A 25,062-nucleotide genomic window follows, 5' to 3' on the forward strand; every position below is an offset into this window, starting at 1 on the left:
GTGCTCGGGCCGTGCTCAGCCCGCGCTGACGCGGTAGACGTCGTAGACGGCGTCGATGCGTCGGACCGCGTTCAGCACCCGGTCGAGGTGGATGGTGTCACCCATCTCGAACACGAACCGACTGAGCGCCAACCGGTCGGACGAGGTCGAGACCGTCGCCGACAGGATGTTGACGTGGTGGTCGGTGAGCACCCGGGTGACGTCGCTGAGCAGCCCCGACCGATCGAGCGCCTCGATCTGGATCTGCACGAGGAACACCGACTTCGACGACGGGGCCCACTCGACCTCGATCATCCGGTCGGGCTCGTTCATCAGGGACTTGACGTTCGTGCACGACGACTGGTGCACCGAGACGCCCTGGCCGCGGGTGATGAACCCGACGATCTGGTCGCCCGGCACCGGCGTGCAGCACTTCGCGAGCTTCACCAGGATGTCCGGCGCACCGCGCACCAGCACGCCGCTGTCGCTCGTGCGCAGCTGTCGGCTCGTGACCTGGCGCGGGAACGTGAGCTCCGGCTCGTCGGTCTCGGTGTCGCTCTGGACGCTGCCCAGGACCTTCTCGATGACGGACTGCGTCGAGACGTGCCCCTCGCCGACCGCGGCGTACAGGGCCGAGACGTCGTCGTACCGCATCGACGAGGCGACCTCGGCGATGGTGTCCTGGCTCATGATCCGCTGGAGCGGCAGGTTCTGCTTGCGCACGGCGCGGGCGATGGCGTCGCGGCCCTGCTCGATCGCCTCTTCGCGGCGCTCCTTGGTGAACCACTGCTTGATCTTGTTGCGCGCCCGCGGGCTCTTGACGAACTTCAGCCAATCCTGCGACGGACCCGAGTCGGGGTTCTTCGACGTGAAGATCTCGACGACGTCACCGCTCGACAGCGAGCTCTCGAGCGGGACGAGGCGACCGTTGACCTTGGCGCCCATGGTGCGGTGCCCGACCTCGGTGTGCACGGCGTACGCGAAGTCCACCGGAGTGGCGCCGGCGGGCAGGCCGATGACCTTGCCCTGCGGCGTGAAGACGTAGGTCTCCTTCGCGCCGATCTCGTAGCGGAGCGAGTCGAGGAACTCCCCCGGATCGCTCGTCTCGGCCTGCCAGTCGGTGATGTGCGCGAGCCACGCCATGTCCTGGTCGTCGGTGGTCGACGAGGTCCCGACGTCGCGGCCGGCGGCACGCTGCTTGTACTTCCAGTGCGCGGCGACACCGAACTCGGCGCGCTGGTGCATCTCGTGCGTGCGGATCTGGATCTCGACCGGGCGCCCCTGCGGCCCGAGCACGCTGGTGTGCAGCGACTGGTACAGGTTGAACTTCGGCGTCGCGATGTAGTCCTTGAACCGGCCGGGCAGCGGTGTCCACCGCGCGTGCACCGAACCGAGCATGGCGTAGCAGTCGCGCACCGTCGGCACGAGCACCCGGATGCCGACGAGGTCGTAGATCTCGTCGAACTCGCGACCCCGCACGATCATCTTCTGGTAGATCGAGTAGTACTGCTTCGGCCGACCCATGACCTCGCCGCGGACCTTCGCGGCCTTCAGGTCCTTCTTGAGCGTGCCGATGACGTTCTGGACGAACTGCTCGCGCTTCGGCTGCCGTTCCTTGACCAGGCTGTCGATCTCGACGTAGAGCTTCGGGTGCAGGACCGCGAAGGACAGGTCCTCGAGCTCGAGCTTGATCATCTGGATGCCGAGCCGGTGCGCGAGGGGCGCGTAGATCTCGAGCGTCTCCTTCGCCTTGCGGGTGGCGGAGGTGGACTCGACGAAGCCCCAGGTGCGGGCGTTGTGCAGCCGGTCGGCGAGCTTGATGACCAGCACGCGGATGTCCTTCGACATCGCGATGACCATCTTGCGGACGGTCTCGGCCTGGGCGCTGTCGCCGTACTTGACCTTGTCGAGCTTCGTGACGCCGTCGACGAGCATGGCGATCTCGTCGCCGAAGTCGACCTGCAGCTGGTCGAGCTGGTAGTCGGTGTCCTCGACCGTGTCGTGGAGCAGCGCGGCGGCGATCGTGATCGGCCCGATGCCCAGGTCGGCCAGGATCTGGGCGACCGCGACGGGGTGCGTGATGTACGGCTCGCCGGACTTGCGCTTCTGACCGTCGTGCGCGCGCTCGGCGACCGAGTAAGCGCGCTCGATGAGCGTGACGTCGGCCTTCGGGTGGTGGGAGCGCACCGTGCGGATCAGGGTGTCCACGGCGCCGGCCGGCTGGGCGCGGGAGAACAGGCGCGGCAGCAGCGACCGGAGGGAACCGAGGTTGCCCGTCGTGTTCGGTCCGAGGGGGCTGGTCGGCCGCTGGGCGGAGCCGGGGCGGCTCGGCGCGGACGGCTCTTCGCGGGTGTCCGTCATGATGCGCCTCCCAGGACTCGGTCCGAGAGCTCGATCCGAGCTCGATCCGCCAACACTACGCGTGTCCGGTCAGTGCTCGTGAACCGGTTCGCCCTGGGCGTCGCGGACCACCGGTGCGCCGGACTGCTCCCAGGCGACCATGCCGCCGGTCAGGTTGACCGCGGAGACACCGGACTGTTCGAGTGCCGCGACCACCCGGGCCGAACGAGCACCCGAGTGGCAGACGATGATCGCCGGTTCGTCGCCGCCGTCGATCTCCTGCCAGCGGTTCACCAGCTCGGACATCGGGACGAGCGTGGCCTCGGGAGCGTGGACCGCGTCCCACTCCCCCTGCTCACGGACGTCGAACAGCCGCGACCCCGACTCGAGCCGACGACGCGCCTCGGCGACGTCGACCTCGGTGATCTCGATCGGCATCAGGCGGTCGCCTTCGCGTCGGCGTCGGCGTCGACCTCGCGCTGGCGCTTCTCGGCCGCCTGGATCTTCTTGGCGTCGGCCTGCTTGATCTTCGGCTCGTTCTCGCGCAGCTGGGCGTACATCGGCGACGCGATGAAGATCGTCGAGTAGGTACCGACGATGATGCCGATGAACAGTGCGAGCGAGATGTCGCGGAGCGTGCCGGCACCGAGCACGTACGACCCGATGAACAGGATCGCCGCGACCGGCAGCAGCGCCACGACCGAGGTGTTGATCGAGCGGACGAGCGTCTGGTTCACCGCGAGGTTCACCGACTGCTTGAACGTGCGGATCGACTCCTGAGAGGTGTTCTCACGCACCTTGTCGAAGACCACGACGGTGTCGTAGAGCGAGTACCCGAGGATCGTCAGGAAGCCGATCACCGCCGCGGGCGTGACCTCGAGCCCGACGATGCCGTAGACACCGGCCGTGATCAACAGGTCGTGGACCAGCGCGGCCATCGCGGAGAGCGACATCTTCCAGGTGCGGAAGTACAGCGTCATGAAGACGGCGGCCAGGGCGAGGAAGATCACCAGACCGCGGATCGCCTGGGCGAGCACGTCGGCGCCCCACGTGGCACCGATGAACGTCGCGGCGACCTGGCTCTCCGGCACGTCGTACGCCTCGGCCAGGGCGTCCTGCACCTCGGTCGTCTGACGGTCGGTGAGCTGGCCGGTCTGCACGCGGATGCCGTGCGTCCCGAGCTGGGAGACGCGCGGGATCTCGTCCGAGACGACACGCTCGACGGTGTCCGTCGCGATGCTCTGGTCGGTGTTCTTGACGTCCGACAGGGTGAACTCGGAACCACCGGTGAACTCGATGCCGAGCTGGTACCCACCACGCAGCCACGGGGTGGCGAGCGAGATCACGATCATGATGAGCGCGATGAGGTACCAGGTCTTGCGTCGTCCGATGATGTCGTACGACCGCTTGCCCGTGTAGAGGTCGCTGCCGAACTGGCTGAAGCTGGCCATCAGTCGTCCTTCCCGTCCGGCGTCGAGCCGTTGTCGCCGGAGGCCTGCTGGGCCTTCCGCTCCGCGATCGTCTGTCGGCGCTGCGCCTCACCGGCACTGCGCTGGCGCTTGCCGTCCACCACGGGGGCGCGGAACTGCGCACGCCCCTTGTAGACCGCACCGAGCGCCGCTGGGTCGAGCCCGCTGAACTTGTGCCCCTCGCCGAAGAACCGGGTGCGGGAGATGAGCTGCATCATCGGGTGGGTGAAGAGCGCGACCACCACGATGTCGATCAGCGTCGTGAGGAGCAGCGTGAACGCGAAGCCCTTCACGTCGGCGACCGCGAGCACGTACAGGGTGACGGCAGCGAGGAAGTTCACCGCGTCGGACGCGAGGATCGTGCGGAGTGCACGCTTCCAGCCGGACTCGACCGCGCTCTCGAGCGCACGACCGTCGCGGAGTTCGTCACGGATGCGTTCGAAGTAGACGATGAACGAGTCCGCCGTGATGCCGATCGCGACGATCAGACCCGCCACACCCGCCAAGGACAGGCGGTAGTCGACGCGCCAGGACATGATCGCGATGACCAGGTAGGTCAGGACGGCGGCCACTCCGAGCGAGAGCACCGTGACGAACGCGAGCGCCCGGTACTGGATGACGGAGTAGATGATCACCAGGCCGAGGCCGATCAGGCCCGCGACGAGACCACCGATGAGCTGCGCCGTGCCGAGCGTCGCCGAGATGTTCTCGTTCGACTGCACCTGGAAGTTGATCGGCAGCGCACCGTACTTGAGCTGGTCGGCGAGCGTCTTCGACGACTCGGCCGTGAACGAGCCGGTGATCTGCGCCTTGCCGTTGGTGATGGCGGAGTTCGTGGACGGGGCCGTGATGACCGAGCCGTCCAGCACGATCGCGAACTGGTTCTGCGGTGCCTGCAGCGAGACGAGGCGGTTCGTGACGGTGCGGAAGTCCTTCGTGCCCTGGCCGTCGAAGGTCAGGTTGACGGCCCACTGGCCCGTCGACGTGCCCTGCGAGTCGGTGGCCAGACCCGAGGTGGCGTTGCTGATGTTCGCACCGGAGACCTCGACCGGGCCGAGGATGTACTTCGACGCACCGTCGGCGTCACACGTGACGAGGGGCTCGTCGTCCGGAGCAGAGGTGACGTCGTCCGGAGCCGCGCAGTTGTAGTTGGTGTACAGGTCCTGCAGCGCCGGGGTGATCCAGTTGACGTCGCTGGCGTTCGTCGGCTTCGCGCTCGGCGTCGCTGCGAGCGATGCGGGCGGCGAGTACGGCGTCGGCGAGGCGGTGGACTTCCCGTCGTCACCGACGGCGGAGTTCGTCGCGGCCTCGGTGAAGAGCACGGGGCGGAACGTCAGCTTCGCCGCTGCCTCGATGCGGTCGATCGTGGCCTTGTCGGGCCGACCGGGGATCGACACGACGATGTTGTTCGCACCCTGCGTGTTGATCTCGGTCTCGGAGACGCCGGTGGCGTTGATGCGCTGGCGGATGATCTCCACCGCCTGCTGCAGCTGCTGCGAGGTGACCGAGTCGCCCTCGGTGTTCTGCGCCGCGAGGGTCAGCTGCGTGCCGCCCTGCAGGTCGAGTGCGAGCTCCGGTACCCAGCTCGCGCCCTGGTACCACTTGTCCGTGTCGTCCTTCGAGCTGCCGGCGAGGATCGTCGCGGCGGTGTTCAGGCCGGCGAGGATCGCCATCAGGATCACCAACCAGGTGAGCGAGCGCAGCGCCTTCTTGACGGGTGTCGATCGTGCCACCGGTCGTCTCGTCTTTCTGTTCAGGACCGTCGGCGCTCAGGCACGACGGCAGAGGGAAGCCGCCGGGTCAGACGACCCGGCGGCCGAGGGCGTCAGTCGTCGGACTTGCGCTTCGAGTCGGTCTCGTCGAGGCGGTCGTTGTCGACCCGCTCGCCGTAGACCGGCTCCCCGTTGAGTTCGGCGACGGGCTTCGCCTCGTCCTCCGGCGTCGCGGTGGTCTCGATGTCGGAGGCGCTGTCGTCGACGACGCGCGACAGGGTCTGGCGGTGCACGGTGACGACGGTGCCGGGGGCGATCTCGACGTCGGCGGTGACCTTCTCGTCGTCGACGGAGAGGAGCGTGCCGTACAGGCCGAAGGACAGCATCACGCGAGCACCCGGCACCATCTTGGTGGCGAGCTCGCCCTGCTGCTTCTTGCGCTTGCGGCTGTTGTAGAACATGAAGGCCGCGAACGCCACGACGATGACGATGAGGATGACTTCTTGACCCATGATGCAGTTGCCTTCTCTGGTTGCTCGGTTTCGGGCCGTAGCAGTCTAGGGCACGCCACTGTGCGTGGCATGTCACCCGACCGATCGGCCGCTAGTCGGTGGTTTCGGTGTCGTCGAACAGGCCCGGGAGCGGCCCGACGCCCTGCCCCGGGGTGAGGCCGAGGTGCCGCCACGCGACCGGGGTCGCGATGCGGCCGCGCGGGGTGCGCGTGACCAGACCGACCCGGACGAGGAAGGGTTCGACGACCGACTCGATGGTCTCGGACTCTTCTCCGACCGAGACCGCGAGGGTGTTCAGCCCCACCGGTCCGCCGTCGAAGCGGGTCAGCATGATCTCGACCACGGCGCGGTCGAGGCGGTCGAGCCCGAGCTCGTCGACGTCGTACAGGTCGAGTGCACCCTGGACGGCCGCCATGCCGTCGGTGGTGCGGTGCACGAGGGCGTAGTCGCGGACCCGGCGGAGCAGCCGGTTCGCGATGCGCGGGGTGCCCCGGGAACGCCCGGCGATCTCCCGCAGCGCCGATCGGTCGATGTCGAGCTCGAGCAGGTGCGCGGCGCGGATCAGGACCTGTTCGAGTTCGTCCTTCTCGTAGAACTCGAGGTGCGCCGTGAAGCCGAAGCGGTCGCGGAGCGGGTTCGGCAGCAGGCCGGCGCGGGTGGTGGCACCGACCAGGGTGAACGGCGCGAGGTCGAGCGGGATGCTCGTCGCGCCGGCGCCCTTGCCCACCATGACGTCGATCCGGAAGTCCTCCATCGCCAGGTAGAGCATCTCTTCCGCCGAGCGGGCCATCCGGTGGATCTCGTCGATGAACAGGACCTCGCCCGGCACGAGCGACGACAGGACGGCAGCCAGGTCGCCCGCGTGCTGGATCGCCGGACCGCTCGACATCCGCAACGGACGCCCGGTCTCGTGCGCGACGATCATCGCCAGCGTGGTCTTGCCGAGGCCGGGAGGACCCGCCATCAGGATGTGGTCCGGGGTGCGGTCCTGCATGCCCGCGGCTTTGAGCAGCAGGTCGAGCTGCCCGCGCACCTTCCGCTGGCCGACGAACTCGTCGAGCGACCGCGGCCGGAGTGCACCTTCGAACGCGAGTTCTTCCTGCGACTCGGCTCCGGCGGACGTGATGCCGCTCATCGACCGGCACCGGCGGGCCGGAGCGCACCGAGCGCGGCGCGGAGCAGCGCCTGCGTGCCCATGGCTGCGGCCCCTGGCTCGTTCGCGACGGTCTCGTCGACGGCGGTCTGTGCTGCGTCCTCGCGCCAGCCGAGGCCGATCAGTGCGGAGACGACGTCGGTCGCGGCCGGGTGGGCAGCAGTGCCGCGGCCGGCGGTGACGACGGCGGCCTGCTCGAACGCGGCGAGCTTGCCGGTGAGCGCGAGGATGATGAGCTTCGCGGTCTTCGGGCCGATGCCGGAGACCTTGCGGAAGGCGCCGTCGTCGTCCTTCGCCACGGCGTTCGCGACCTGCGACGGGTCCATTTGGGCCAGGACGCCCATCGCGGACTTGGGCCCGACACCCGTGACGCTGCGCAGCAGGTCGAACACCTGGAGGGCGTCGGTCGACTCGAAGCCGAAGAGCAGGTGCTCGTCTTCGCGCACGATCATCGCGGTGCGGACGAACACCTCGGACCCGTGGCGCATCGTCAGTGCGTGGGCCGGGGTCACGGTGACGGCGTACCCGACTCCCCCGGCCTCGATCACCACGCCGGAACCGGCGATGTCGATGCAGGTACCCCGGAGACTCGCGATCATGCCCCGAGCCTACGGCCGCCCACCGACGCGGCCGACGAGCCACGCGGTCGGGCCGCGGCAGCGGCCGCACGGGCGAGCGGGGAGTCGACGGTGCCGCCCTGTGCGTCGCGCCACGCGCGTTGTGCCGGGGTGAGGTTCGTGGCACGTTCGCCGGCGACGTCAGGTGATCCGAGCCTCCAGGCATGGCACACGGCCAGCGCGAGCGCATCGGCGGCGTCGGCCGGCTTCGGGGCCTCGGCGAGACCGAGCACGCGCGCGATCATGGTCTGCACCTGGCGCTTGTCGGCGTTGCCGTAGCCGGTGACGGCCGCCTTGACCTCGGACGGCGTGTGCAGGCCGACGGGCAGCCCGCGGGCCGCCGCGGCGTGCAGCGCGAGCCCGGCCGCCTGGGCGGTGCCCATCACGGTGCGGACGTTCGCCTGCGCGAACACGCGCTCGACGGCGACCGCATCCGGGTGGTGCTCGTCGATCTCGGCGGCGATGCCGTCGGCGATGCGGAGCAGCCGCTGCTCGAGCGGCATGTCCGCCGGGGTGCGCACGACCGTCACGTGGACGAGCCGTGCGCGCCGGTTCGGTGCGACCTCGACGACGCCGACGCCGCACCGGGTGAGCCCGGGGTCCACCCCGAGCACACGGAGCACGGCTACTCGCCCTCGTCCTCGTCGAGCTCGGCCTGGACGTCCGCCGGCACGTCGAAGTTGGCGTAGACGTTCTGCACGTCGTCGCTGTCCTCGAGTGCGTCGATCAGGCGGAAGACCTTGCGGGCGGTCTCGGCGTCGACCGGCACCTTGAGGCCGGGGACGAACTCGGCGTCGGCCGAGTCGTAGTCGATGCCGGCGTCCTGCAGCGCGGTGCGTGCCGCGACGAGGTCGCTCGCCTCGGTGATGATCTCGAAGCCGCCGCCCTGGTCGATGACGTCCTCGACGCCGGCGTCGAGCACGGCGGTCATGACGGTGTCCTCGTCGAGGCCGTCGGTCTTCGTGACCGAGATGACGCCCTTGCGCGAGAAGTTGTAGGCGACGCTGCCCGGGTCGGCCATCGTGCCACCGTTGCGGGACATCGCCGTCCGGACCTCGGCCGCTGCGCGGTTCTTGTTGTCGGTGAGGCACTCGATCAGCATCGCGACGCCGTTCGGGGCGTAGCCCTCGTACATGATCGTCGTGTACTCGATCGACTCACCGGTCAGGCCGGCACCGCGCTTGACGGCGCGGTCGATGTTGTCGTTCGGGACCGAGGTCTTCTTGGCCTTCTGGATCGCGTCGACCAGCGTCGGGTTGCCCGACAGGTCGGCGCCGCCCATCTTCGCGGCGACCTCGATGTTCTTGATGAGCTTGGCGAACGACTTGGCACGGCGGCCGTCGATGACGGCCTTCTTGTGCTTGGTCGTCGCCCACTTGGAATGCCCGGACACGGTTCTCCTTGCGTCTTGCGGAAAGTCGGGGTCAGTTTACCCAGCCGGGAGGCCCGGCGCCGCCCCGCCCCGCCGGTGCGGGCACGCAGGTGGCCGGGCCCAGGGCCCGCGGGCGGTCGTGCCCAGAGCCCGGGGGCCGCGTCAGGCGCTGCGCACCATGGCGAGGAAGCGGCGGTGGAAGCGGTCCTCGCCGGCGACCTCGGGGTGGAACGCACTGGCGAGGACGTTGCCCTGGTGCACCGCGACGACCTGCCCGTCCGCCAGTGCGCCGAGGACCTGGACGCCGGGGCCGTGCTGCTCCACCACCGGGGCACGGATGAAGACCGCGTGCACGGGGGCGTCGCCGAGCTCGGGCATCGGGACGTCGACCTCGAACGAGTCGTTCTGGCTGCCGAACGCGTTCCGACGAACCGTGGTGTCGAGCACGTCGAGGGTCTGCTGGCCGCTGATGCCGTCGGTGATCCGCGACGACAGCATGATCATGCCGGCGCACGTGCCGTACGTCGGCAGGCCGTCGCGGATGGCAGCAGCGAGGGGCTCGGCGACGCCGAACGCCCGGGACAGTTTGTCCATCACGCTCGACTCGCCGCCGGGGATCACGACGCCGTCGAGCGCCGCGATCTCCTCGGGGCGACGGAGCGGCACCACGTCGGCGCCGAGCTCCGTCAACGAGGCGATGTGCTCGCGGAAGTCACCCTGCAGTGCCAGGACCCCGATGCGGGGCCGAGCACTGCTCGTCGTGCTACCAGCCACGCTCGGCGAGGCGGTGCGGTGCGGGGACGTCGGCGACGTTGATGCCGACCATCGCCTCGCCCAGACCACGCGAGACCTCGGCGATGACCTTGGGGTCGTCGTGGAAGGTGACGGCCTTGACGATCGCCGCGGCACGCTTCGCCGGGTCGCCGGACTTGAAGATCCCGGAGCCGACGAACACGCCGTCCGCGCCGAGCTGCATCATCATCGCGGCGTCGGCCGGGGTGGCGACGCCACCGGCGGTGAAGAGCACGACGGGGAGCTTGCCGGTGCGGGCGACCTCGCGCACGATCTCGAACGGCGCCTGCAGTTCCTTGGCGGCGACGTAGAGCTCGTCTTCCTTGAGGTGGCGCAGCGCCGCGATCTCCTTGTTGATCGTGCGGATGTGCTTCGTGGCCTCGGACACGTCACCCGTGCCGGCCTCGCCCTTGGAACGGATCATCGCAGCGCCCTCGGTGATGCGACGGAGCGCCTCGCCCAGCTCAGTGGCACCGCAGACGAACGGCGTGGTGAAGTTCCACTTGTCGATGTGGTTGACGTAGTCGGCGGGCGAGAGCACCTCGGACTCGTCGATGTAGTCGACGCCGAGCTCCTGCAGGATCTGCGCCTCGACGAAGTGGCCGATGCGGGCCTTCGCCATGACGGGGATCGACACGGCGGCGATGATCTCCTCGATCATCGACGGGTCGGACATGCGGGCGACGCCGCCCTGTGCGCGGATGTCGGCGGGGACGCGCTCGAGGGCCATGACGGCGGTCGCGCCGGCTTCTTCCGCGATGCGGGCCTGCTCGGCGTCGACGACGTCCATGATGACGCCGCCCTTGAGCATCTCGGCGAGGCCGCGCTTGACGCGGTCGGAGCCGGTGATCGAGGTGCCAGGGGTGCCGGAGGTGCTGGTGCTGTCGCTCATGATGCCGATCAGTCTAGTCCGCTGCCGGCCAGCCCTCGGCGACCAGTCGGCGGGTGTCCCCGAGCATCTGGGACATCGACTTCGTCCGCGCGATGATCGGGAAGAAGTTCGCGTCGGACTGCCACCGCGGCACGATGTGCTGGTGCAGGTGTGCGGCGATGCCGGCCCCCGCGACCTCGCCCTGGTTCATGCCGATGTTGAAGCCGTCGCAGTGCGACACGGCGCGCAGGACCCGCATCGCGGTCTGGGTCAGCTCGCCCATCTCGCGCAGCTCGTCCGGCGTGGCCTCGTCGTACAGCGGCACGTGGCGGTACGGGCAGACCAGCAGGTGTCCGTTGTTGTACGGGAACAGGTTGAGCAGCACGTAGGCGTGCTCGCCCCGGGCGACGATGAGGGCGTCCTCGTCGGACTTCCGCGGTGCCTCGCAGAACGGGCAGTCGTCCGCGTGCCCGCGGCCCGTGCCCTCGCGCCCGGCGTCGATGTACGCCATCCGGTGCGGGTTCCACAGGCGCTGGAAGGCATCCGGGACGGCCGCACCGGTGGCGGCGTCCCGGATGACCAGCGGGTCCTGCTCGTCCGTCATCAGACCTGCGCGCGCTCGCGGATCGCCGTCAGGATGCGGTCGACCGCTTCGTCCACGGGTACGGCGTTGTCCTGGCGCCCGTCACGGAAGCGGAAGGAGACCGCACCGGCGTCGCGGTCGTCGCCGCCGGCGATGAGCTGGAACGGCACCTTCGCCTTGGTGTGCGTGCGGATCTTCTTCTGCATGCGGTCGTCCGAGTGGTCGACCTCGGCGCGGACGCCGTGCGACCGGAGCTTCGCGATGACCTCGTCGAGGTAGTCGCCGTACTCGGCCGCGACGGGGATGCCGACGACCTGCACCGGCGACAGCCAGGCCGGGAACGCGCCGGCGTAGTGCTCGGTCAGCACGCCGAAGAACCGCTCGATCGAGCCGAACAGCGCGCGGTGGATCATCACCGGGCGCTGGCGGGAGCCGTCGGCCGCGGTGTAGTCGATGCCGAAGCGCTCGGGCAGGTTGAAGTCGAGCTGCACGGTCGACATCTGCCACGTGCGGCCGATGGCGTCGCGGGCCTGCACCGAGATCTTCGGGCCGTAGAAGGCGGCTCCGGCGGGGTCGGGCACGAGCTCGAGACCGGACTCCTCGGCGACCTCGCGCAGGGTGTTCGTCGCGACGTCCCAGACCTCGTCGTCGCCGACGTACTTCTCCGGGTCCTTCGTCGAGAGCTCGAGGTAGAAGTCGTCGAGGCCGTAGTCGCGCAACAGCGAGAGCACGAACTCGAGCGTCGTGGTCAGCTCCTCCTTCATCTTCTCCTGCGTGGTGAAGATGTGCGCGTCGTCCTGGGTCATGCCGCGGACCCGGGTGAGGCCGTGGATGACGCCGGACTTCTCGTTGCGGTAGACCGTGCCGAACTCGAACATCCGGAGCGGCAGGTCGCGGTACGAACGCGGCTGCGACCGGTACGCCAGGATGTGCATCGGGCAGTTCATCGGCTTGAGGTAGTAGTCGGCACCCTGACGCGTGACGTTGCCGTCCTCGTCCTTCGCCTCGTCCATGTGCATGGCCGGGAACATGCCGTCCTTGTACCAGCCGAGGTGCCCGGAGGTCTCGAACAGGTCGCCCTTGGTGATGTGCGGCGTGTAGACGAACGAGTAACCGTTCTCCTCGTGCCGACGGCGCGAGTAGTCCTCCATCTCGCGGCGGATGATGCCGCCCTTCGGGTGGAAGATCGCCAGGCCGGACCCGATCTCGTCGGGGAACGAGAACAGGTCGAGTTCGGCACCGAGCTTGCGGTGGTCGCGCTTGGCGGCTTCTTCGAGGCGCACCAGGTACGCCTTGAGCTGGTCCTTGTCGGGCCAGGCGGTGCCGTAGATGCGCTGCAGCTGCGGGTTCTTCTCGGAGCCGCGCCAGTAGGCAGCGGCGACGCGCATGAGCTTCGCGGCGTTGCCGATCCAGCGGGTGTGCGGCACGTGCGGGCCCCGGCAGAGGTCCTGCCAGACGACCTCGCCCGACTTCGGGTCGACGTTCTCGTACACGGTGAGCTCGCCGGCGCCGACCTCGACGCTCTCGCCGGAGTCACCGTCGGTCGCCGCGCCCTTGAGCCCGATGAGCTCCTGCTTGTACGGCTCCCCCGCCATCAGCTCGCGCGCCTGCTCGTCGGTGACGACCACGCGGCGGAAACGCTGGGCCTGCTTGACGATGCGGTCCATGCCCTTCTCGATGGCCTTGAGGTCCTCGGGGGTGAAGGGCTCGGCGACGTCGAAGTCGTAGTAGAAGCCGTCGGTGACGGGCGGCCCGATGCCGAGCTTGGCCTCGGGGTTGATCTGCTGGACGGCCTGCGCGAGCACGTGCGCGGCCGAGTGGCGGAGGATGTCGAGCCCGTCCTGCTCCTGCAGGGTGACGGCCTCGGCGGTCTCGCCGGCGGCGACGTCGGCAGCGAGGTCCTTGAGGACACCGTCGACGCGGATCGCGACGACGCCGCGCTCACCGTCGAAGAGCTCGGTGCCCGTCGTGGTCGTCGTCGCGGTGCGGGGCTCGGGTGCCTGGGGCACGGCTGCGGGCTCGGCGCTCTCCGGCGCTTCGGCGACTGACTCGGTCACGATGATGGGACTCCTCGATCGAAATGGTGCGTCAAGACTAGTGCGAGCGTGGGACTCAGGCGGGCACGGCGCCGAGCGTGGTGACGGGCAGGCGCGGCTCGAGACGCTCGCGTCCGTTCAGCCCGTCGAGCTCGAGCAGCGCGGCGAACCCGACCGCCTGGTAGCCCGCGCGTTCGAGCAGCGTGATGGTGGCGGCGCCGGTCCCACCGGTGGCGAGGACGTCGTCGACGACGAGGACCCTGGTGCCCGCGGGGAGCTGGCCCGGACGCAGCTCGAGCTCGGCCTCGCCGTACTCGAGTGCGTACTGCTCGCTGAGGACCTCGCCCGGCAGCTTGCCGGCCTTGCGCACCGTGAGCACGCCCACCTGGTGCTGGGCGGCGATCCCGCCGGCGAGGGCGAAGCCCCGTGCCTCGATGCCGGCGACGGCGTCGAAGCCGGCACCGACGGCGAACGGCGCGGCGAGTGCCTCGCACACGCGGCCGAACGCGACGGCGTCCGAGAACACCGGCGTCACGTCGCGGAACAGCACCCCCGGCTTCGGGAAGTCCGGGACGACGGCGGTCAGGCGTTCGACGAGTGCAGCTGCGGTTTCGGTCACCCGCCAACGGTACGGGAGGCCCGGGGTGCGTCCGACACATCGGCGCACGGTGCGAGCTCGGTCGCGCCGTGCCCGGTCGTCGGTGCGGCGCACGGTGCGGGTTGCGTCGGCCGGTGCGCCGACGGTGGCTCGGTGCGGGGTTAATCCCTCGCACCGAGCCTTCAACCGGGCACGGGACGGCGACGGTCGCACGGTGCGACGGTCGGGTGTCCGATCCGGCTCAGCGCCAGGCGCGCATGAGTGCGGCCTGCAGGAGCAGGTCGTTCTCGCGCTGCTGCCGCTCGCGGTCGAGCTGCAGCCGTGTTGCGTGGTCGATCACCGGACGGACCCGGCGGGTCCGCCGGCTCCAGATGATGAGCGACATGCCGATGCGCAGCGCGATGCGGTCGGTGAGGGAGACCCGGTGGCGCGCTGCGCGGGTATCGGGAGGACGGGTGGCGGTCTTCGATGACACGGTGATCCCTTTCAGGGCATGACGGAGTTGCCCGGCACACGGGCAGGAGTGGACTGCCCGGAACACGGGCAGGACAAAATGAATGCGTGAGAATGCATTCCGCGGTCACCGGAGGAATGTCCGACGACGCGGTACTGAATGACTTCCGGTACCGAGAGCGTCGCACCGACCGCCGACATTCTCCGGCGACGATCGACGCAGTCCGATCGCGTGCGCGGAGCACACGGGTCGGGACCGATCGGCGATCGACGGAGCCGGTTCGACGCGAGCCAGAACGGCTCAGCGCGAGGTGTCAGGCGACGGACTCGTCACGAGACGAGGATCGAACGACACAGATGTCGGCAGAAGGCGGAACGCTCCGGGTCAGCGGACGCGGAACGGGGTGCCGACGCGTCCACGGATTCCACGGAACGGAGTGGTTGCGGTGATCATCATGGTCGGCCCCCTTTCGGTCTCGAGCTGTCGGAGTCGTTCCCCGGCTGTACTGCAGCGGTTCGCGACGAGTGAACACTATCGGCCCCGCAATTCGCAGCGCAACCCCTTTCTCCGATTTCTCCGGAATTGCATTCCCGAACACCCCGCAGCGCACCCGGACACCGCGAAGGCCCGGTACCGAATCGGTACCGGGCCTTCGTGGGCGAACGGCTGCTACAGCGTCGCGGGTTCCGCCACCGCTGCGGTCAGCACGTCGTCGACGACGTCGATCCGCACGGTGTCCCCGGCGGTCACGCCACCGTCGACCACGAGCGTCGCGATGCGGTCGTCGACCTCGCGCTGGATGAGCCGGCGGAGCGGACGGGCGCCGTACTCGGGCTCGTACCCGTGGTCGGCGAGCCAGTCGACCGCTGCGTCGGACACGGAGAGCACCATGTCCTGCGCGACGAGCCGGAGCGCCGTGTCCTGCAGCAGCAGTGACACGATCGACGTGATCTGCGACCGGTCGAGCTTGCGGAAGAGCACGATCTCGTCGATGCGGTTGATGAACTCCGGCCGCATGGCCTCGCGGAGCTTGCCCATCACCCGGGCGCGGAGGTCGTCCTCGGCGTACCCGTCAGTCGTGCCGACCGGCGCGAAGCCGAGGGCGCCCGACCGTGAGGCCAGGAACTCCGAGCCGATGTTCGACGTCATGATCACGACCGTGTTCCGGAAGTCCACCGTGCGCCCCTGGCCGTCGGTCAGTCGACCGTCGTCCAGCACCTGCAGCAGCAGGTTGAACACGTCGGGGTGCGCCTTCTCGACCTCGTCGAGCAGGATCACCGAGTACGGGTTCCGACGCACGCGTTCGGTGAGCTGCCCGGCCTCGTCGTAGCCGACGTACCCGGGAGGAGCACCGACCAGCCGCGAGACGGTGTGCCGCTCGCCGAACTCGCTCATGTCGAAGCGGAGCATGGCGGACTCGTCACCGAACAGCGACGACGCCAGGGCCTTCGCCAGTTCGGTCTTGCCGACGCCGGTCGGGCCGAGGAACAGGAAGCTGCCGACCGGACGACGCTGGTCGCCCATGCCGGTGCGGCTGCGTCGGACGGCTTTCGCGATCGCCGCGACGGCGTCGTCCTGGCCGACGACGCGCTCGTGCAGTTCCTGCTCGAGCACGGCGAGCCGCGAGCGGTCGCCCTGGGTCAGGCGCGTCGCCGGGATGCCGGTGGCACGCGACACCACACCGGCGATGTCGCGTTCCGTGATCGAGGTGCCCACGGATTCGGGACGGGTGGGCCCACGCCGCCGGTCCCGCGGCGACGCGTCAGCGGCGTCGCGGCCGTGCCGGTGGGGAGCGCGGGGAACGTCCGCCGACGTGGCGGCGGCGATCCGGGCCTCCAGTCCGACCGTCTCGTCGCGCAGGCGCGACGCCTCTTCGTACAGCTCCTCGGCGACCGCTCGGTCCTTCTCGGCCAGCAGCTCGGCGACCTGGTCGCGGAGGGCCTCGACGTCCACGTCGCCCGAACGGGCGAGCCGGCGCCGTGCACCGGCTTGGTCGATGAGGTCGATGGCCTTGTCCGGCAGGTGCCGGTCGGTGACGTACCGGTGCGAGAGCTCGACGGCGGCGCGCAGCGACTCCGGCGTGTAGATGACGCCGTGGTGCTCCTCGTACCGGGGTGCGAGGCCGGTCAGGATCGCGACGGCGTCCTCGACGCTCGGCTCCCCGACCGTGACCGGCTGGAAGCGACGCTCGAGTGCGGCGTCCTTCTCGATCCGGCGGTACTCGTTCAGGGTCGTCGCGCCGACCAGGTGCAGGTCGCCGCGGGCGAGCCGGGGCTTGAGGATGTTGCCGGCGTCCATCGAGCCGCCCTCACCGCCACCACCGGCGCCGACGACGGTGTGGAGCTCGTCGACGAAGACGATGAGCTCGTCGGCGTGTGCCGCGATCTCGTCCATGGCCTTCGTCAGGCGCTCCTCGAAGTCGCCCCGGTACCGGGTGCCGGCGAGCATGCCGGGCAGGTCGAGGGCGACGACGCGCTTGCCCTGCAGCAGCGACGGGACGTCGCCGTCCACGATGCGCTGGGCGAGTCCCTCGACGATGGCGGTCTTGCCGACGCCGGGCTCGCCGGTCAGGACGGGGTTGTTCTTGGTGCGACGGAGCAGGATCTCGACCGCCTGCTCGATCTCGTCGGCACGACCGATGACGGGGTCGATGCGACCGTCACGGGCCCGCGCGGTGAGGTCGGTACCGAACTGGTCGAGGGTCGGGGTGTCGCTGTCGCTGTCGGTGTCGGCCGTTCCGGCCGTTGCACCGGTTCCGGGCATGGGGCGCCCCTCTCGTGCTGCTGCCGCGGCCTGCTGGGCGTAGTCCTGCATGGCCTGCGGGGTGACACCGGCGCTGGCGAGCAGCTGCCCGGTGACGGTCTCCTGGTCGGTCACGAGCGCGAAGAAGACGTGCTCGGGGTCGGTGTAGGTGCTACCGAAGCCCCGCGCGGCCTGGGTGGCCTCGACGAGGATGCGCTGCGCCGTGCCGGTCAGGGCCGGGCGGCCGGTCTGCTCGGGCTGCGGCTCGCGGGCCATCGGCAGGCGCTGCTCGATCTCGGCGGCGAGGCGCTCGGGGTCGACCCCGGCGGAACGGACGACGGCGTCGAACGGCTCGGTGCGGACGAGCACGTGCAGCAGGTGCAGCGCGTCGAGCTCGTGCTGCCCCTGCGACACCGCGTACTCGGCGGTGTGCTGGAGCAGCTCGTGGGTACGGCGGCTGAGGAGCCGCGTGATGTCCACCGGTCGGCCGAACGCACGGGGGCGCTGCGGGTCACCGGTGTTCTGCGCCGCGAGGAGGCGGGCGAGGAACTCGTCGAACGAGTCACTGCCGCCGGTCGGGCCGAACGTCTCTGGCAAAGGGACCTCCTGGGGAACTTGAGTGCCTTCGACTCAATGCAACGCAGGAGTGCCGGGGTCATTCCCGGTCGTGGGAGAAACTTGCGGCGACTCGACTCAGGTCCGCGCGATGGCTGCCGAGATCGCCTCGGTGACCCGCGCGAGGTCGGCCGGAGCCACCTCGATGTCGAACCCGCGGCGCCCACCGGAGACGAAGATGCTGTCGTACGCCAGGGCCGACTCGTCGAGCACGGTCCGGATCCGGGACTTCTGGCCGACCGGGCTGATGCCGCCGACGATGTACCCGGTGCGCTTCTCGGCGAGGGCCGGATCGGCCAGCGTCGCCTTCTTGCCACCGACCGCGGCCGCGATGGCCTTGAGGTCGAGCCGGTTCGCCACCGGCACGATCGCCACCGCCAGTGCGCCGTCGACCGAGACGACCAGGGTCTTGAAGACCTGCTCCTCGCGGAGGCCGAGTGCGGCGGCGGCCTCCTCGCCGAAGTTCGTGGCGCTCTCGTGGTGGTCGTACACGTGCGGCGTGTACGACACCCCGGCTCGGTCGAGCGCGACGGTCGCTGGGGTGCTCGGCGAACCTGCGGTCATGCGGCGATCCTCTCCCGCGCTGCCGTCCTGTCCGTGGCGGCACGCGGGCGTTACGCTGAACCGACCATGACCGTCGCCCTGCTGATCCTCCGCGCCGCCGCTGCGCTGGTGCTCGGGGCGCCCGCGATCGGCGACCCCGCGGCCGGCGTCCTGCCGCTGCTGGCGGTGGCCGCGCTCGGCCTGACGGCCGTCGCCGTGGCGGTCGTCGTTGCGCAGGTCCTGGCCACGGTGCTGGCGACGGTGCTCGGGCTGCGGTCGACGGGTTCGAACCCGCTGCGGTACCGGACCTCGTCACCCGCATCGCGTGGAGCCAGCCCGATGCCGACGGGCACGTCCGATCGCGTGCTCCGGGAGTCGTCGCCCCGGCCTGACCACCGACCGGTGGCCGGGCCCCTCGGGACCCCTCCTGCGAACCACCACCGATCGGAACCGTCATGGACCTGTCCACCCTGCCCCTCGTCGGCCCGCTGCTGCACGGCGGCGCGGACCTCGTCGCCGCCCTGACCGCGGCGCTCTCCCCCACCACGGGCTCGTTCGCCGCGGCGATCGCCGTCGTGCTCCTGACCCTGGCCGTCCGGGCCGTGCTCGTGCCGCTGTCCGTCCTGCAGGTCCGAGCGGAGCGCGACCGACGTCGGCTCGCGCCGCAGCTCGCCGCGTTGCGGAAGCGCCACGGGAAGAACGCCGAACAGCTGCAGCGCGCGGTCCAGCAGCTCTACACGAACGAGAAGGTCTCACCCCTGGCCGGCTGCCTGCCCGTCCTCGCGCAGGCCCCGGTGCTGTCCCTCGTCTACGCCCTGTTCACGCACGCATCGATCGGCGGCACGGTGAACGCCCTGCTCGAGGCCACCCTGGTCGGCGTCCCGCTCGGGCACTCGCTCGTCATCACGCTCACGTCGCCACTGTGGGTGCACGCCTGGGTCGTCGTCCTGCTGCTGGCCGTGCTCGCCGTCGTCGTGGAGCTCAGCCGCCGCGCGAACCTGCGCTGGAACCCGGTGCCGACGCCCGAGCCGGGCGCACAGGTGCCCGGTGCGGCAGCGACCGTCGCGATCGGGCGGTTCGCCCCGTTCGTCACGGTCGTGTTCGCCGCGATCGCCCCGCTCGCCGCCGCGCTGTACGTCGTGACGAGCGCCGCGTGGACGGCGGGCGAGCGGGCCGTGCTGCGCCGGGTGATCCGGTAGCGCGGGCGCGTGGCGTCGGGCCCGGCGTCAGCCGCCCTGGCCCTCCTGCTGCGGCCCCTGGTCGACCGGGTCGTACTCGGTGCCGCGACCCTGCTCCTCGTCGGCGGTCGGCACGTGGCGCTCCGTGCCGGTCCCACCGGGGCTCGTCGCCACGTAGTCGGCCTCGCCGGACTGGGAGTCGTGGCTCAGCGGCTCGAGGGCCTCCGGGTCGGCGTCGTGCCGCGGTTCGGGTTCGGTGCTCATGCGTCACGCCTACTCCCCTCGTTCTGGGTGCGCGCCGCTGCCCCGGCAGTGCCACGATGAAGGGAGTCCACGCGACCGGCAGATCGGGAGTGCGCATGGCCCACGACGACGTGGCAGCGGAACGGGCACGGCTCGAGGCCGTCGCCTGGGGAGCGGCATCGAGCCCCGCCGACGCGGCGCGCGCCCGGATCGCGCTGCAGGACCTGGCGAGCGGGCGGCGGTCGGGTGGTCGGCGAGCGGTCGCGGGAGTCGCCTCCGACACGGGGCCGGACGGGCGGCCGGGAGGCACGGCCCCGGCCAGCGGGCAGGTCGCGTCCCCCGAGCGGTCGGCTCCACTGCCCGGCTCGTCGCCGGAACTGACGGCTCCACTGTCCGTGCCCTCGCCGGAGCGGTCGGTCCCGGAGCGCGCGGCGGCTGTCGCGGAACCGGACCCGACCCCGCGAACGGAAGCCGGATCGTGGGCGGCGACCGAAGCCCGAGAACCCGACCGTCCCGACGACGCGGGTGATGACGGCGGGGGCGAGTCGGGCCTCCCGGTCGGGCCGACGCGACGGTCCCGGTGGCGCACGCTGCTCTGGACGGAGCGGCCACGCGTCTGGATCGCGCTCGGCGCGGCAGCGGCGGTCGGTGTGGCGTTCGCCGCCGGCACCGTCGTCGGGCCCGTCCGCGGCGACGTCGCGGCAGCACCGAGCGTCACGCCGACGGCGGGCACGGTCACGCTCGAGCAGCTGCTCGACGTGCCGCAGACGTACGCCGACCAGCTGCCGGGGCCGGTGGAGGCACCCGTGAGCCTGCACTCCACGCGGCTCGTGTTCACGAACCGCGCGTTGGACGGCGGCTCGTTCGACACGCCGTGGGCCGTGTGGGCCGGGGTCGGCACGGACCGGTCGACGATCTGCCTGGTGGCGACTGCGAACCGGATCGAGTCGTCGACGGCGTGCTTCCCCCGCGAGGCGGCACTGCACGGCTCGGTGTCGATGTCGGCGCAGTCGATGAGCGGGACGTTGACGATCGCGCTGCGGGGCGGCGGCGTGCAGGGTCGGGTAACGAACGAGAACTGAGGCGCTGATTGTTGGAGCGCTCCGAGAATCTCCTCTGACCCCCTCGCGGGCTGCGGTCCATCGTGCAACACTGGATGAGCGCACTCGCCGTGGAGTCGTACCCACATCACCCACATCCACAGCGAGCGCGCCCCGCAGACCTCCCGGTCATCGTCGTTCCCCCGAACGGCACCGTCGCGCGCTCGCCCGTGCCCCGGAGGAGGTCAGCAGCGTGTCCACCAACACCACCACCTCGGCCGTGTCGACGAACACGCGGCCGATCACCGTCACCACCCAGTCCATCGTCGGCATCGCCGTCCTCGGGTTGGCGACGTTCTTCGCCATCACCACCGAGCTCATGCCCGTCGGGCTGCTCGGCACGATGAGCGCCGACCTCGGTGTGTCCGAGGCCACCATGGGCATCGTCGTCACCGTGTACGCGGGCGCCGTGGCACTCCTGGCGCTCCCGCTCACCGCCTTCACCGCGAAGCTCCCCCGCAAGGCCGTGCTCGTGTCGACGCTCGTCGGCTACACGGTGTCGAACCTCATGATCGCGTTCGCACCGTCGTTCGCCGTCGTCTGCGCCGGCCGGGTCGTCGGTGGCATCGCGCACGCGCTGTTCTTCTCGGTCGCCTCGGCGTACGCCACCCGGATCGTGCCGCCGCGCCTGGCCGGTCGCGCCATCGCGTTCGTGTACTCGGGCAGCTCGCTCGGCTTCGTGCTCGGCGTGCCCGTCGCCACCTGGGTCGCGCAGCACATCGGCTGGCGCCCCGCCGTGTTCTCGATCGGTGTCGCCGCCGCCGTGCTCGCCGCTGTGGCGCTGCTGTTCCTGCCCGCCGTCAGCGGTGCCTCGTCGCCGCACATCGGGTCCCCGAAGGCCTGGGCACGCACCGGGCTGCTGTCCGTCGTGATCGCCGACCTGCTCCTGTTCGCCGGGCACTACGTCGTCTACACCTACGTCGGGCCCTACGCGATCGACGCCGGACTCGACGCCTCGATGGTGAGCGGCGCGCTGCTCGTCCTGGGCGGCACCGGGGTGATCGGCCTCTGGCTCGCGGGCATGTTCGTCGACCGGGCACCCCGGCAGACCCTCATCGCCGCCGTCGCGGTCATGGCCGTCGCGTTCGCCGCGATGCCGTTCGTGCACGGCTCCCTGGTCGGCACGATGGTCGTCGCCGGCGTGTGGATGGCCGCGAACGGCACGACGGGCACGCTCTTCATGGCGGCCGCGATCCGTTCAGGAGGCGTCTCCCCCGACATCGCCGGCGCGCTCATCAACGGTGCGTCGAACATCGGCATCGCGGGCGGTGCAGCCATCGGTGGGCAGGCGCTCGGGATCGTCGGGCTGCAGTACCTGCCGTTCGCCGGTGGTGCCGTGCTGCTCGGGTCGCTCGGGGTCGTCGTGCTGGCGCGTCGGGGCTTCCCGGTGCACACGGTCGGGCAGGAGCACCTGTCGACGTCGTCGATCGAGGCGATCACGTCCTCGCTCGCGGTGGTCACCACGTCGGTGCCCGTCGTCGGTCGGGCGATCCAGACCCTGACGGGGTCGGTCGCGACGGTCACGGGCTCGCACCGCACGCACCGCACGCAGTAGCGCGGCGCGCGGCGGGGCGGGGCGGCGCGAGGCGTCGTCGTCGTCGTCGGCCTCGCGCTGCGCCGAGGTTCCGAAATCTCGGCATCTCGGCGGTCCTGGCGGCGATCCGTGGAACCTCGGCGGTGCAGCGGCGGCATGTCGTGGAACCTCGGCGTCGAGGCCCGGGCGTGGCGTCGTCGCGGCGAAGTGACGCGGCGTGTGGCGGCGTGCGGCGAGGGGCCGCGGCGACATGCCGTGCGCGCGGCGTCGAGGTTCCACGAACTGCCGTTCGCGTTGCGCTGAGGTTCCACGAACTGCCGTTCGGGACGCCGAGATGGGCAGATTTCGGAACCTCGGGGGTGGGGCGGCGGCGTGTCGCGGGCGGCGGCGCAGACCAACGACGAAGGGCGGGCCGGCATCGCGCCGGGCCCGCCCTTCGTCGTGACCGATCAGTCCTGCAGGTGGCTCCGGCGACGGTTGCGCACCGCGCGGAAGGTCAGCAGCGCCGCACCGAGCAGCACGAGCACCCCGGCAGCGATGAGCCCGGGCTTCAGGTCCGCACCGGTGTAGGCCAGCGGCCCACCGTTGCCCACGTCGCCCGAACCAGCGGCCGGCGCGTTGCCCGAGCCTCCGGCAGCCGGCACGGTCGGGACCGCGGTCGGCGAGTTGCTCGGCGTCGGCGCACTGGGCGACGGCGACGGAACCGGGGTCACCGCGGCCTCGACCACGAAGGCGAGCGGGGTCGCAGCACCCTCCTCGGGCGTGACGACGGTCACCGGAGTGGCGCCGTCGACGTCGACCGTGATCGTGTACTCGGTCGTCGGCTGCAGGTCGACCAGGTCGAACGCGCCATCGGAGTCGGTGGCCACGGTCACCGGCGGGCCGGCTTCCGGGTCGGTCGGCGTCGCGACGACGTCCACGCCGGCGACCGGGTCGCCGTTCGTGTCGACCACGGTGCCGGGCTGGTCGGTCGTGACGACCTCGGGCGCGGCGGGGGTCTCGAACGGCAGGTCCGACGTGACGCTGGTGCCCGCGACCGCGGCGATGCCGGTGTTCGCGGTGTCACCGGTGGCACCCGCAGCGGGGACCACCGTGCGGACCGTGTAGGTACCGGCGGACGTGGCGAACGTGTAGCGGCCGTCGGCGTCGGTGGTGTCCGATCCGACGACGGCGCCGCTCTCGTCGAGGAGCTCGACGACCACGCCGGCGGGCACGGGCGTGCCGTCGAGCGACACGACGCCGGTGATCGTCGCGATCACGGCGGGCGGGGCGACGATCGGCTCGGGCTCGACCGGTGCTGCACCGGCGTCACCGGTGGTGATCGTCACGGGCGGTTCACCGGCCACCGAGACCTCCACGGCGGTGTCCGCGGGCAGGTCCGACGCGGTGTACACGCCGTCGCTGTTCGTCGTGGTCTCGATCGGGTCGCCCCCGGGGACGTCGATGACGACGGGCACGTTCGCCACGGGGTGGTCCTCCGCGTCGGTCACCGTCCCGATGACGGACGTCGTGTCGTCCGGCGACGTGAACGCGAAGTCGGCGGTCTTGTCGACGCCACCTGGTGTGCCGGCGACGGCGAGCGAGACACCCGTCGCCACGGCCTCACCGTCAGCACCCGCCGGCGGGGTGATCTCGACGCGGTAGTTCGCGATCACCGGCAACTGCGGGAACACGTAGTTGCCGTCGGCGTCGGTGATCGTCGTGTAGACGGTGCCGCGGGGTGCGGTCACGGTGACGGTGGCTCCCGGGATCGGGGTGCCGTCGAGGGTCGCGGTGCCGCTGATCGCCGCGGTGCGGTTGGCGAACCAGGTCTGGTACACCGGGAACCCGCTGCGCTGCTGGTAGGTGATCGTCAGGCTGGTCAGCGACACGGTCGGCGTGAACCAGGCCGAGGCGCCCGCGGTGTCCGACGCGGCGGCGTTGCCGGTCAGCGTACGCGTGGCGGCGTCCCAGGTCGGCTGGTCCTGACCGGTCGTGCCGTCCGGATCCGGCGAGCAGGACCATCCGGCAGGGCTGGATGCCGAGCACGAGTTGTAGGACCCCCGGTACCCGAGCTGCTCAGCGGTGGCCGCTCCGCCGCCGGCCACCGTCGCCGAGACCGTCGCCTGGTCGGCGTCGATGTCGCCGAGGACGAACGACCAGCTCTCGGCGCCGGGCGTCGCGCCGTCGAACGTGTAGGTGGTGGTCGAGGCCGAGTCCCCGTTGGGACGATCAGCCTGCGGCCGCTGGTTCATGTACGTCTGCGCACGACTCGTGCCGTAGACCCCACCGACCGGCGTCCCCGCGGACTGCCACGTCGACGCCCCGCTGATCACGGTCGACTGCCGCGAGTTCGAGGTGAACGTCGTGGCGGGGAACCCGGGCAACGTCATCGTGCCCGTGTACGCCTTCGACGCGCCGCTCAGGGTGAACGTGCCCCAGTTGCCCGCGGGTTCGGCCGAGGCGCTCGTCGCGCCGCCGATCGCGAGTCCTGCTCCGAGTGCGAGGGCGGTGAGCCCCGCCGTGACCGCGCGCCAGCGCCGCATGTGTGCTCCCCTGGTGATGACGTCGGCGTGCCCCGACGTCCGTGCAGGCTATCCACGCCCCCGTGACGCTGTCCGGACCGTCACCACATCGTGA

At 70.7% G+C, this 25,062-nt stretch carries 23 protein-coding genes; 4 read left to right on the forward strand and 19 right to left on the reverse strand.

What is annotated here, in order from left to right; translation table 11 throughout:
- Positions 1–15: 15 nt before the first annotated feature.
- The 17 genes from ITJ69_RS13650 to ybaK form a co-directional block, all read right to left on the reverse strand.
- Positions 16–2,340: a RelA/SpoT family protein gene (locus tag ITJ69_RS13650; protein WP_228505676.1), complete on the reverse strand. Its 2,325-nt coding sequence runs from the start codon at positions 2,338–2,340 to the stop codon at positions 16–18.
- Between the two features lie 69 nt (positions 2,341–2,409).
- Entirely contained in the window at positions 2,410–2,757 is a 348-nt protein-coding gene (locus ITJ69_RS13655; RefSeq protein ID WP_194673014.1) for a rhodanese-like domain-containing protein, read from the reverse strand.
- Entirely contained in the window at positions 2,757–3,770 is a 1,014-nt protein-coding gene (secF, locus tag ITJ69_RS13660) for a protein translocase subunit SecF (protein WP_131846809.1), read from the reverse strand. The genes ITJ69_RS13655 and secF overlap by 1 nt, the downstream gene beginning before the upstream one ends.
- Positions 3,770–5,521 (reverse strand): protein translocase subunit SecD, encoded by a 1,752-nt coding sequence (secD, locus tag ITJ69_RS13665; protein ID WP_123292812.1) that lies wholly within the window; start codon positions 5,519–5,521, stop codon positions 3,770–3,772. The genes secF and secD overlap by 1 nt, the downstream gene beginning before the upstream one ends.
- A 92-nt stretch (positions 5,522–5,613) precedes the next feature.
- The gene (locus ITJ69_RS13670; protein ID WP_111084040.1) at positions 5,614–6,012 is read right to left on the reverse strand and encodes a preprotein translocase subunit YajC; all 399 of its coding nucleotides are present in this window, start codon (positions 6,010–6,012) and stop codon (positions 5,614–5,616) included.
- Positions 6,013–6,103: 91 nt separating this feature from the next.
- The gene (ruvB, locus tag ITJ69_RS13675) at positions 6,104–7,147 is read right to left on the reverse strand and encodes a Holliday junction branch migration DNA helicase RuvB (protein WP_194673015.1); all 1,044 of its coding nucleotides are present in this window, start codon (positions 7,145–7,147) and stop codon (positions 6,104–6,106) included.
- Positions 7,144–7,764, reverse strand: a complete 621-nt coding sequence (gene ruvA / locus ITJ69_RS13680) for a Holliday junction branch migration protein RuvA (protein ID WP_194673016.1) — start codon at positions 7,762–7,764, stop codon at positions 7,144–7,146. Before ruvA ends, ruvB begins: the two co-directional genes overlap by 4 nt.
- Positions 7,761–8,405, reverse strand: a complete 645-nt coding sequence (gene ruvC / locus ITJ69_RS13685) for a crossover junction endodeoxyribonuclease RuvC (RefSeq protein ID WP_111084043.1) — start codon at positions 8,403–8,405, stop codon at positions 7,761–7,763. Before ruvC ends, ruvA begins: the two co-directional genes overlap by 4 nt.
- A gap of 2 nt (positions 8,406–8,407) precedes the next feature.
- Positions 8,408–9,175, reverse strand: a complete 768-nt coding sequence (locus ITJ69_RS13690; protein WP_111084044.1) for a YebC/PmpR family DNA-binding transcriptional regulator — start codon at positions 9,173–9,175, stop codon at positions 8,408–8,410.
- A gap of 141 nt (positions 9,176–9,316) precedes the next feature.
- Positions 9,317–9,928: a pyridoxal 5'-phosphate synthase glutaminase subunit PdxT gene (pdxT, locus tag ITJ69_RS13695; RefSeq protein WP_194673017.1), complete on the reverse strand. Its 612-nt coding sequence runs from the start codon at positions 9,926–9,928 to the stop codon at positions 9,317–9,319.
- Positions 9,918–10,838 (reverse strand): pyridoxal 5'-phosphate synthase lyase subunit PdxS, encoded by a 921-nt coding sequence (gene pdxS / locus ITJ69_RS13700; protein WP_123292809.1) that lies wholly within the window; start codon positions 10,836–10,838, stop codon positions 9,918–9,920. Before pdxS ends, pdxT begins: the two co-directional genes overlap by 11 nt.
- Positions 10,839–10,851: 13 nt before the next feature.
- Positions 10,852–11,421 (reverse strand): HIT family protein, encoded by a 570-nt coding sequence (locus tag ITJ69_RS13705; protein WP_123671781.1) that lies wholly within the window; start codon positions 11,419–11,421, stop codon positions 10,852–10,854.
- Complete coding sequence (gene thrS, locus ITJ69_RS13710; RefSeq protein ID WP_416354936.1) at positions 11,421–13,457, reverse strand: threonine--tRNA ligase; 2,037 nt, start codon at positions 13,455–13,457, stop codon at positions 11,421–11,423. Before thrS ends, ITJ69_RS13705 begins: the two co-directional genes overlap by 1 nt.
- A 55-nt stretch (positions 13,458–13,512) precedes the next feature.
- Positions 13,513–14,055, reverse strand: coding sequence for an adenine phosphoribosyltransferase (locus ITJ69_RS13715; protein WP_123292807.1), 543 nt, complete (start codon positions 14,053–14,055; stop codon positions 13,513–13,515).
- A gap of 220 nt (positions 14,056–14,275) precedes the next feature.
- Positions 14,276–14,509, reverse strand: coding sequence for a hypothetical protein (locus ITJ69_RS13720; protein WP_123339624.1), 234 nt, complete (start codon positions 14,507–14,509; stop codon positions 14,276–14,278).
- Positions 14,510–15,157: 648 nt separating this feature from the next.
- Positions 15,158–17,827 carry an ATP-dependent Clp protease ATP-binding subunit gene (locus ITJ69_RS13725; protein WP_194673018.1) on the reverse strand — a complete coding sequence of 890 codons (2,670 nt, stop codon included), beginning with the start codon at positions 17,825–17,827 and terminating at the stop codon, positions 15,158–15,160.
- A gap of 96 nt (positions 17,828–17,923) precedes the next feature.
- Entirely contained in the window at positions 17,924–18,409 is a 486-nt protein-coding gene (ybaK, locus tag ITJ69_RS13730) for a Cys-tRNA(Pro) deacylase (RefSeq protein ID WP_194673019.1), read from the reverse strand.
- A gap of 66 nt (positions 18,410–18,475) precedes the next feature.
- Here ybaK and ITJ69_RS13735 point away from each other — a divergent pair, with 66 nt between their 5' ends.
- On the forward strand, positions 18,476–18,913 hold the full coding sequence (locus ITJ69_RS13735; RefSeq protein ID WP_194673020.1) for a hypothetical protein: 438 nt from the start codon (positions 18,476–18,478) through the stop codon (positions 18,911–18,913).
- Positions 18,844–19,587 carry a YidC/Oxa1 family membrane protein insertase gene (locus ITJ69_RS13740; RefSeq protein WP_194673021.1) on the forward strand — a complete coding sequence of 248 codons (744 nt, stop codon included), beginning with the start codon at positions 18,844–18,846 and terminating at the stop codon, positions 19,585–19,587. The genes ITJ69_RS13735 and ITJ69_RS13740 overlap by 70 nt, the downstream gene beginning before the upstream one ends.
- A 27-nt stretch (positions 19,588–19,614) precedes the next feature.
- Here ITJ69_RS13740 and ITJ69_RS13745 read toward each other — a convergent pair whose 3' ends face one another.
- Positions 19,615–19,830, reverse strand: a complete 216-nt coding sequence (locus ITJ69_RS13745; RefSeq protein ID WP_194673022.1) for a hypothetical protein — start codon at positions 19,828–19,830, stop codon at positions 19,615–19,617.
- 95 nt (positions 19,831–19,925) lie between these two features.
- Here ITJ69_RS13745 and ITJ69_RS13750 point away from each other — a divergent pair, with 95 nt between their 5' ends.
- Positions 19,926–20,891, forward strand: a complete 966-nt coding sequence (locus ITJ69_RS13750) for a hypothetical protein (RefSeq protein WP_194673023.1) — start codon at positions 19,926–19,928, stop codon at positions 20,889–20,891.
- A 211-nt stretch (positions 20,892–21,102) separates the two neighbouring features.
- The gene (locus tag ITJ69_RS13755; protein WP_111084056.1) at positions 21,103–22,464 is read left to right on the forward strand and encodes an MFS transporter; all 1,362 of its coding nucleotides are present in this window, start codon (positions 21,103–21,105) and stop codon (positions 22,462–22,464) included.
- A 428-nt stretch (positions 22,465–22,892) separates the two neighbouring features.
- Here the strand turns inward: ITJ69_RS13755 and ITJ69_RS13760 are convergent, their stop codons facing one another.
- Positions 22,893–24,968, reverse strand: coding sequence for an MSCRAMM family protein (locus tag ITJ69_RS13760; protein WP_194673024.1), 2,076 nt, complete (start codon positions 24,966–24,968; stop codon positions 22,893–22,895).
- Positions 24,969–25,062: the final 94 nt, after the last annotated feature.

Source organism: Curtobacterium sp. VKM Ac-2887, assembly GCF_015350935.1.
GTDB lineage: Bacteria > Actinomycetota > Actinomycetes > Actinomycetales > Microbacteriaceae > Curtobacterium.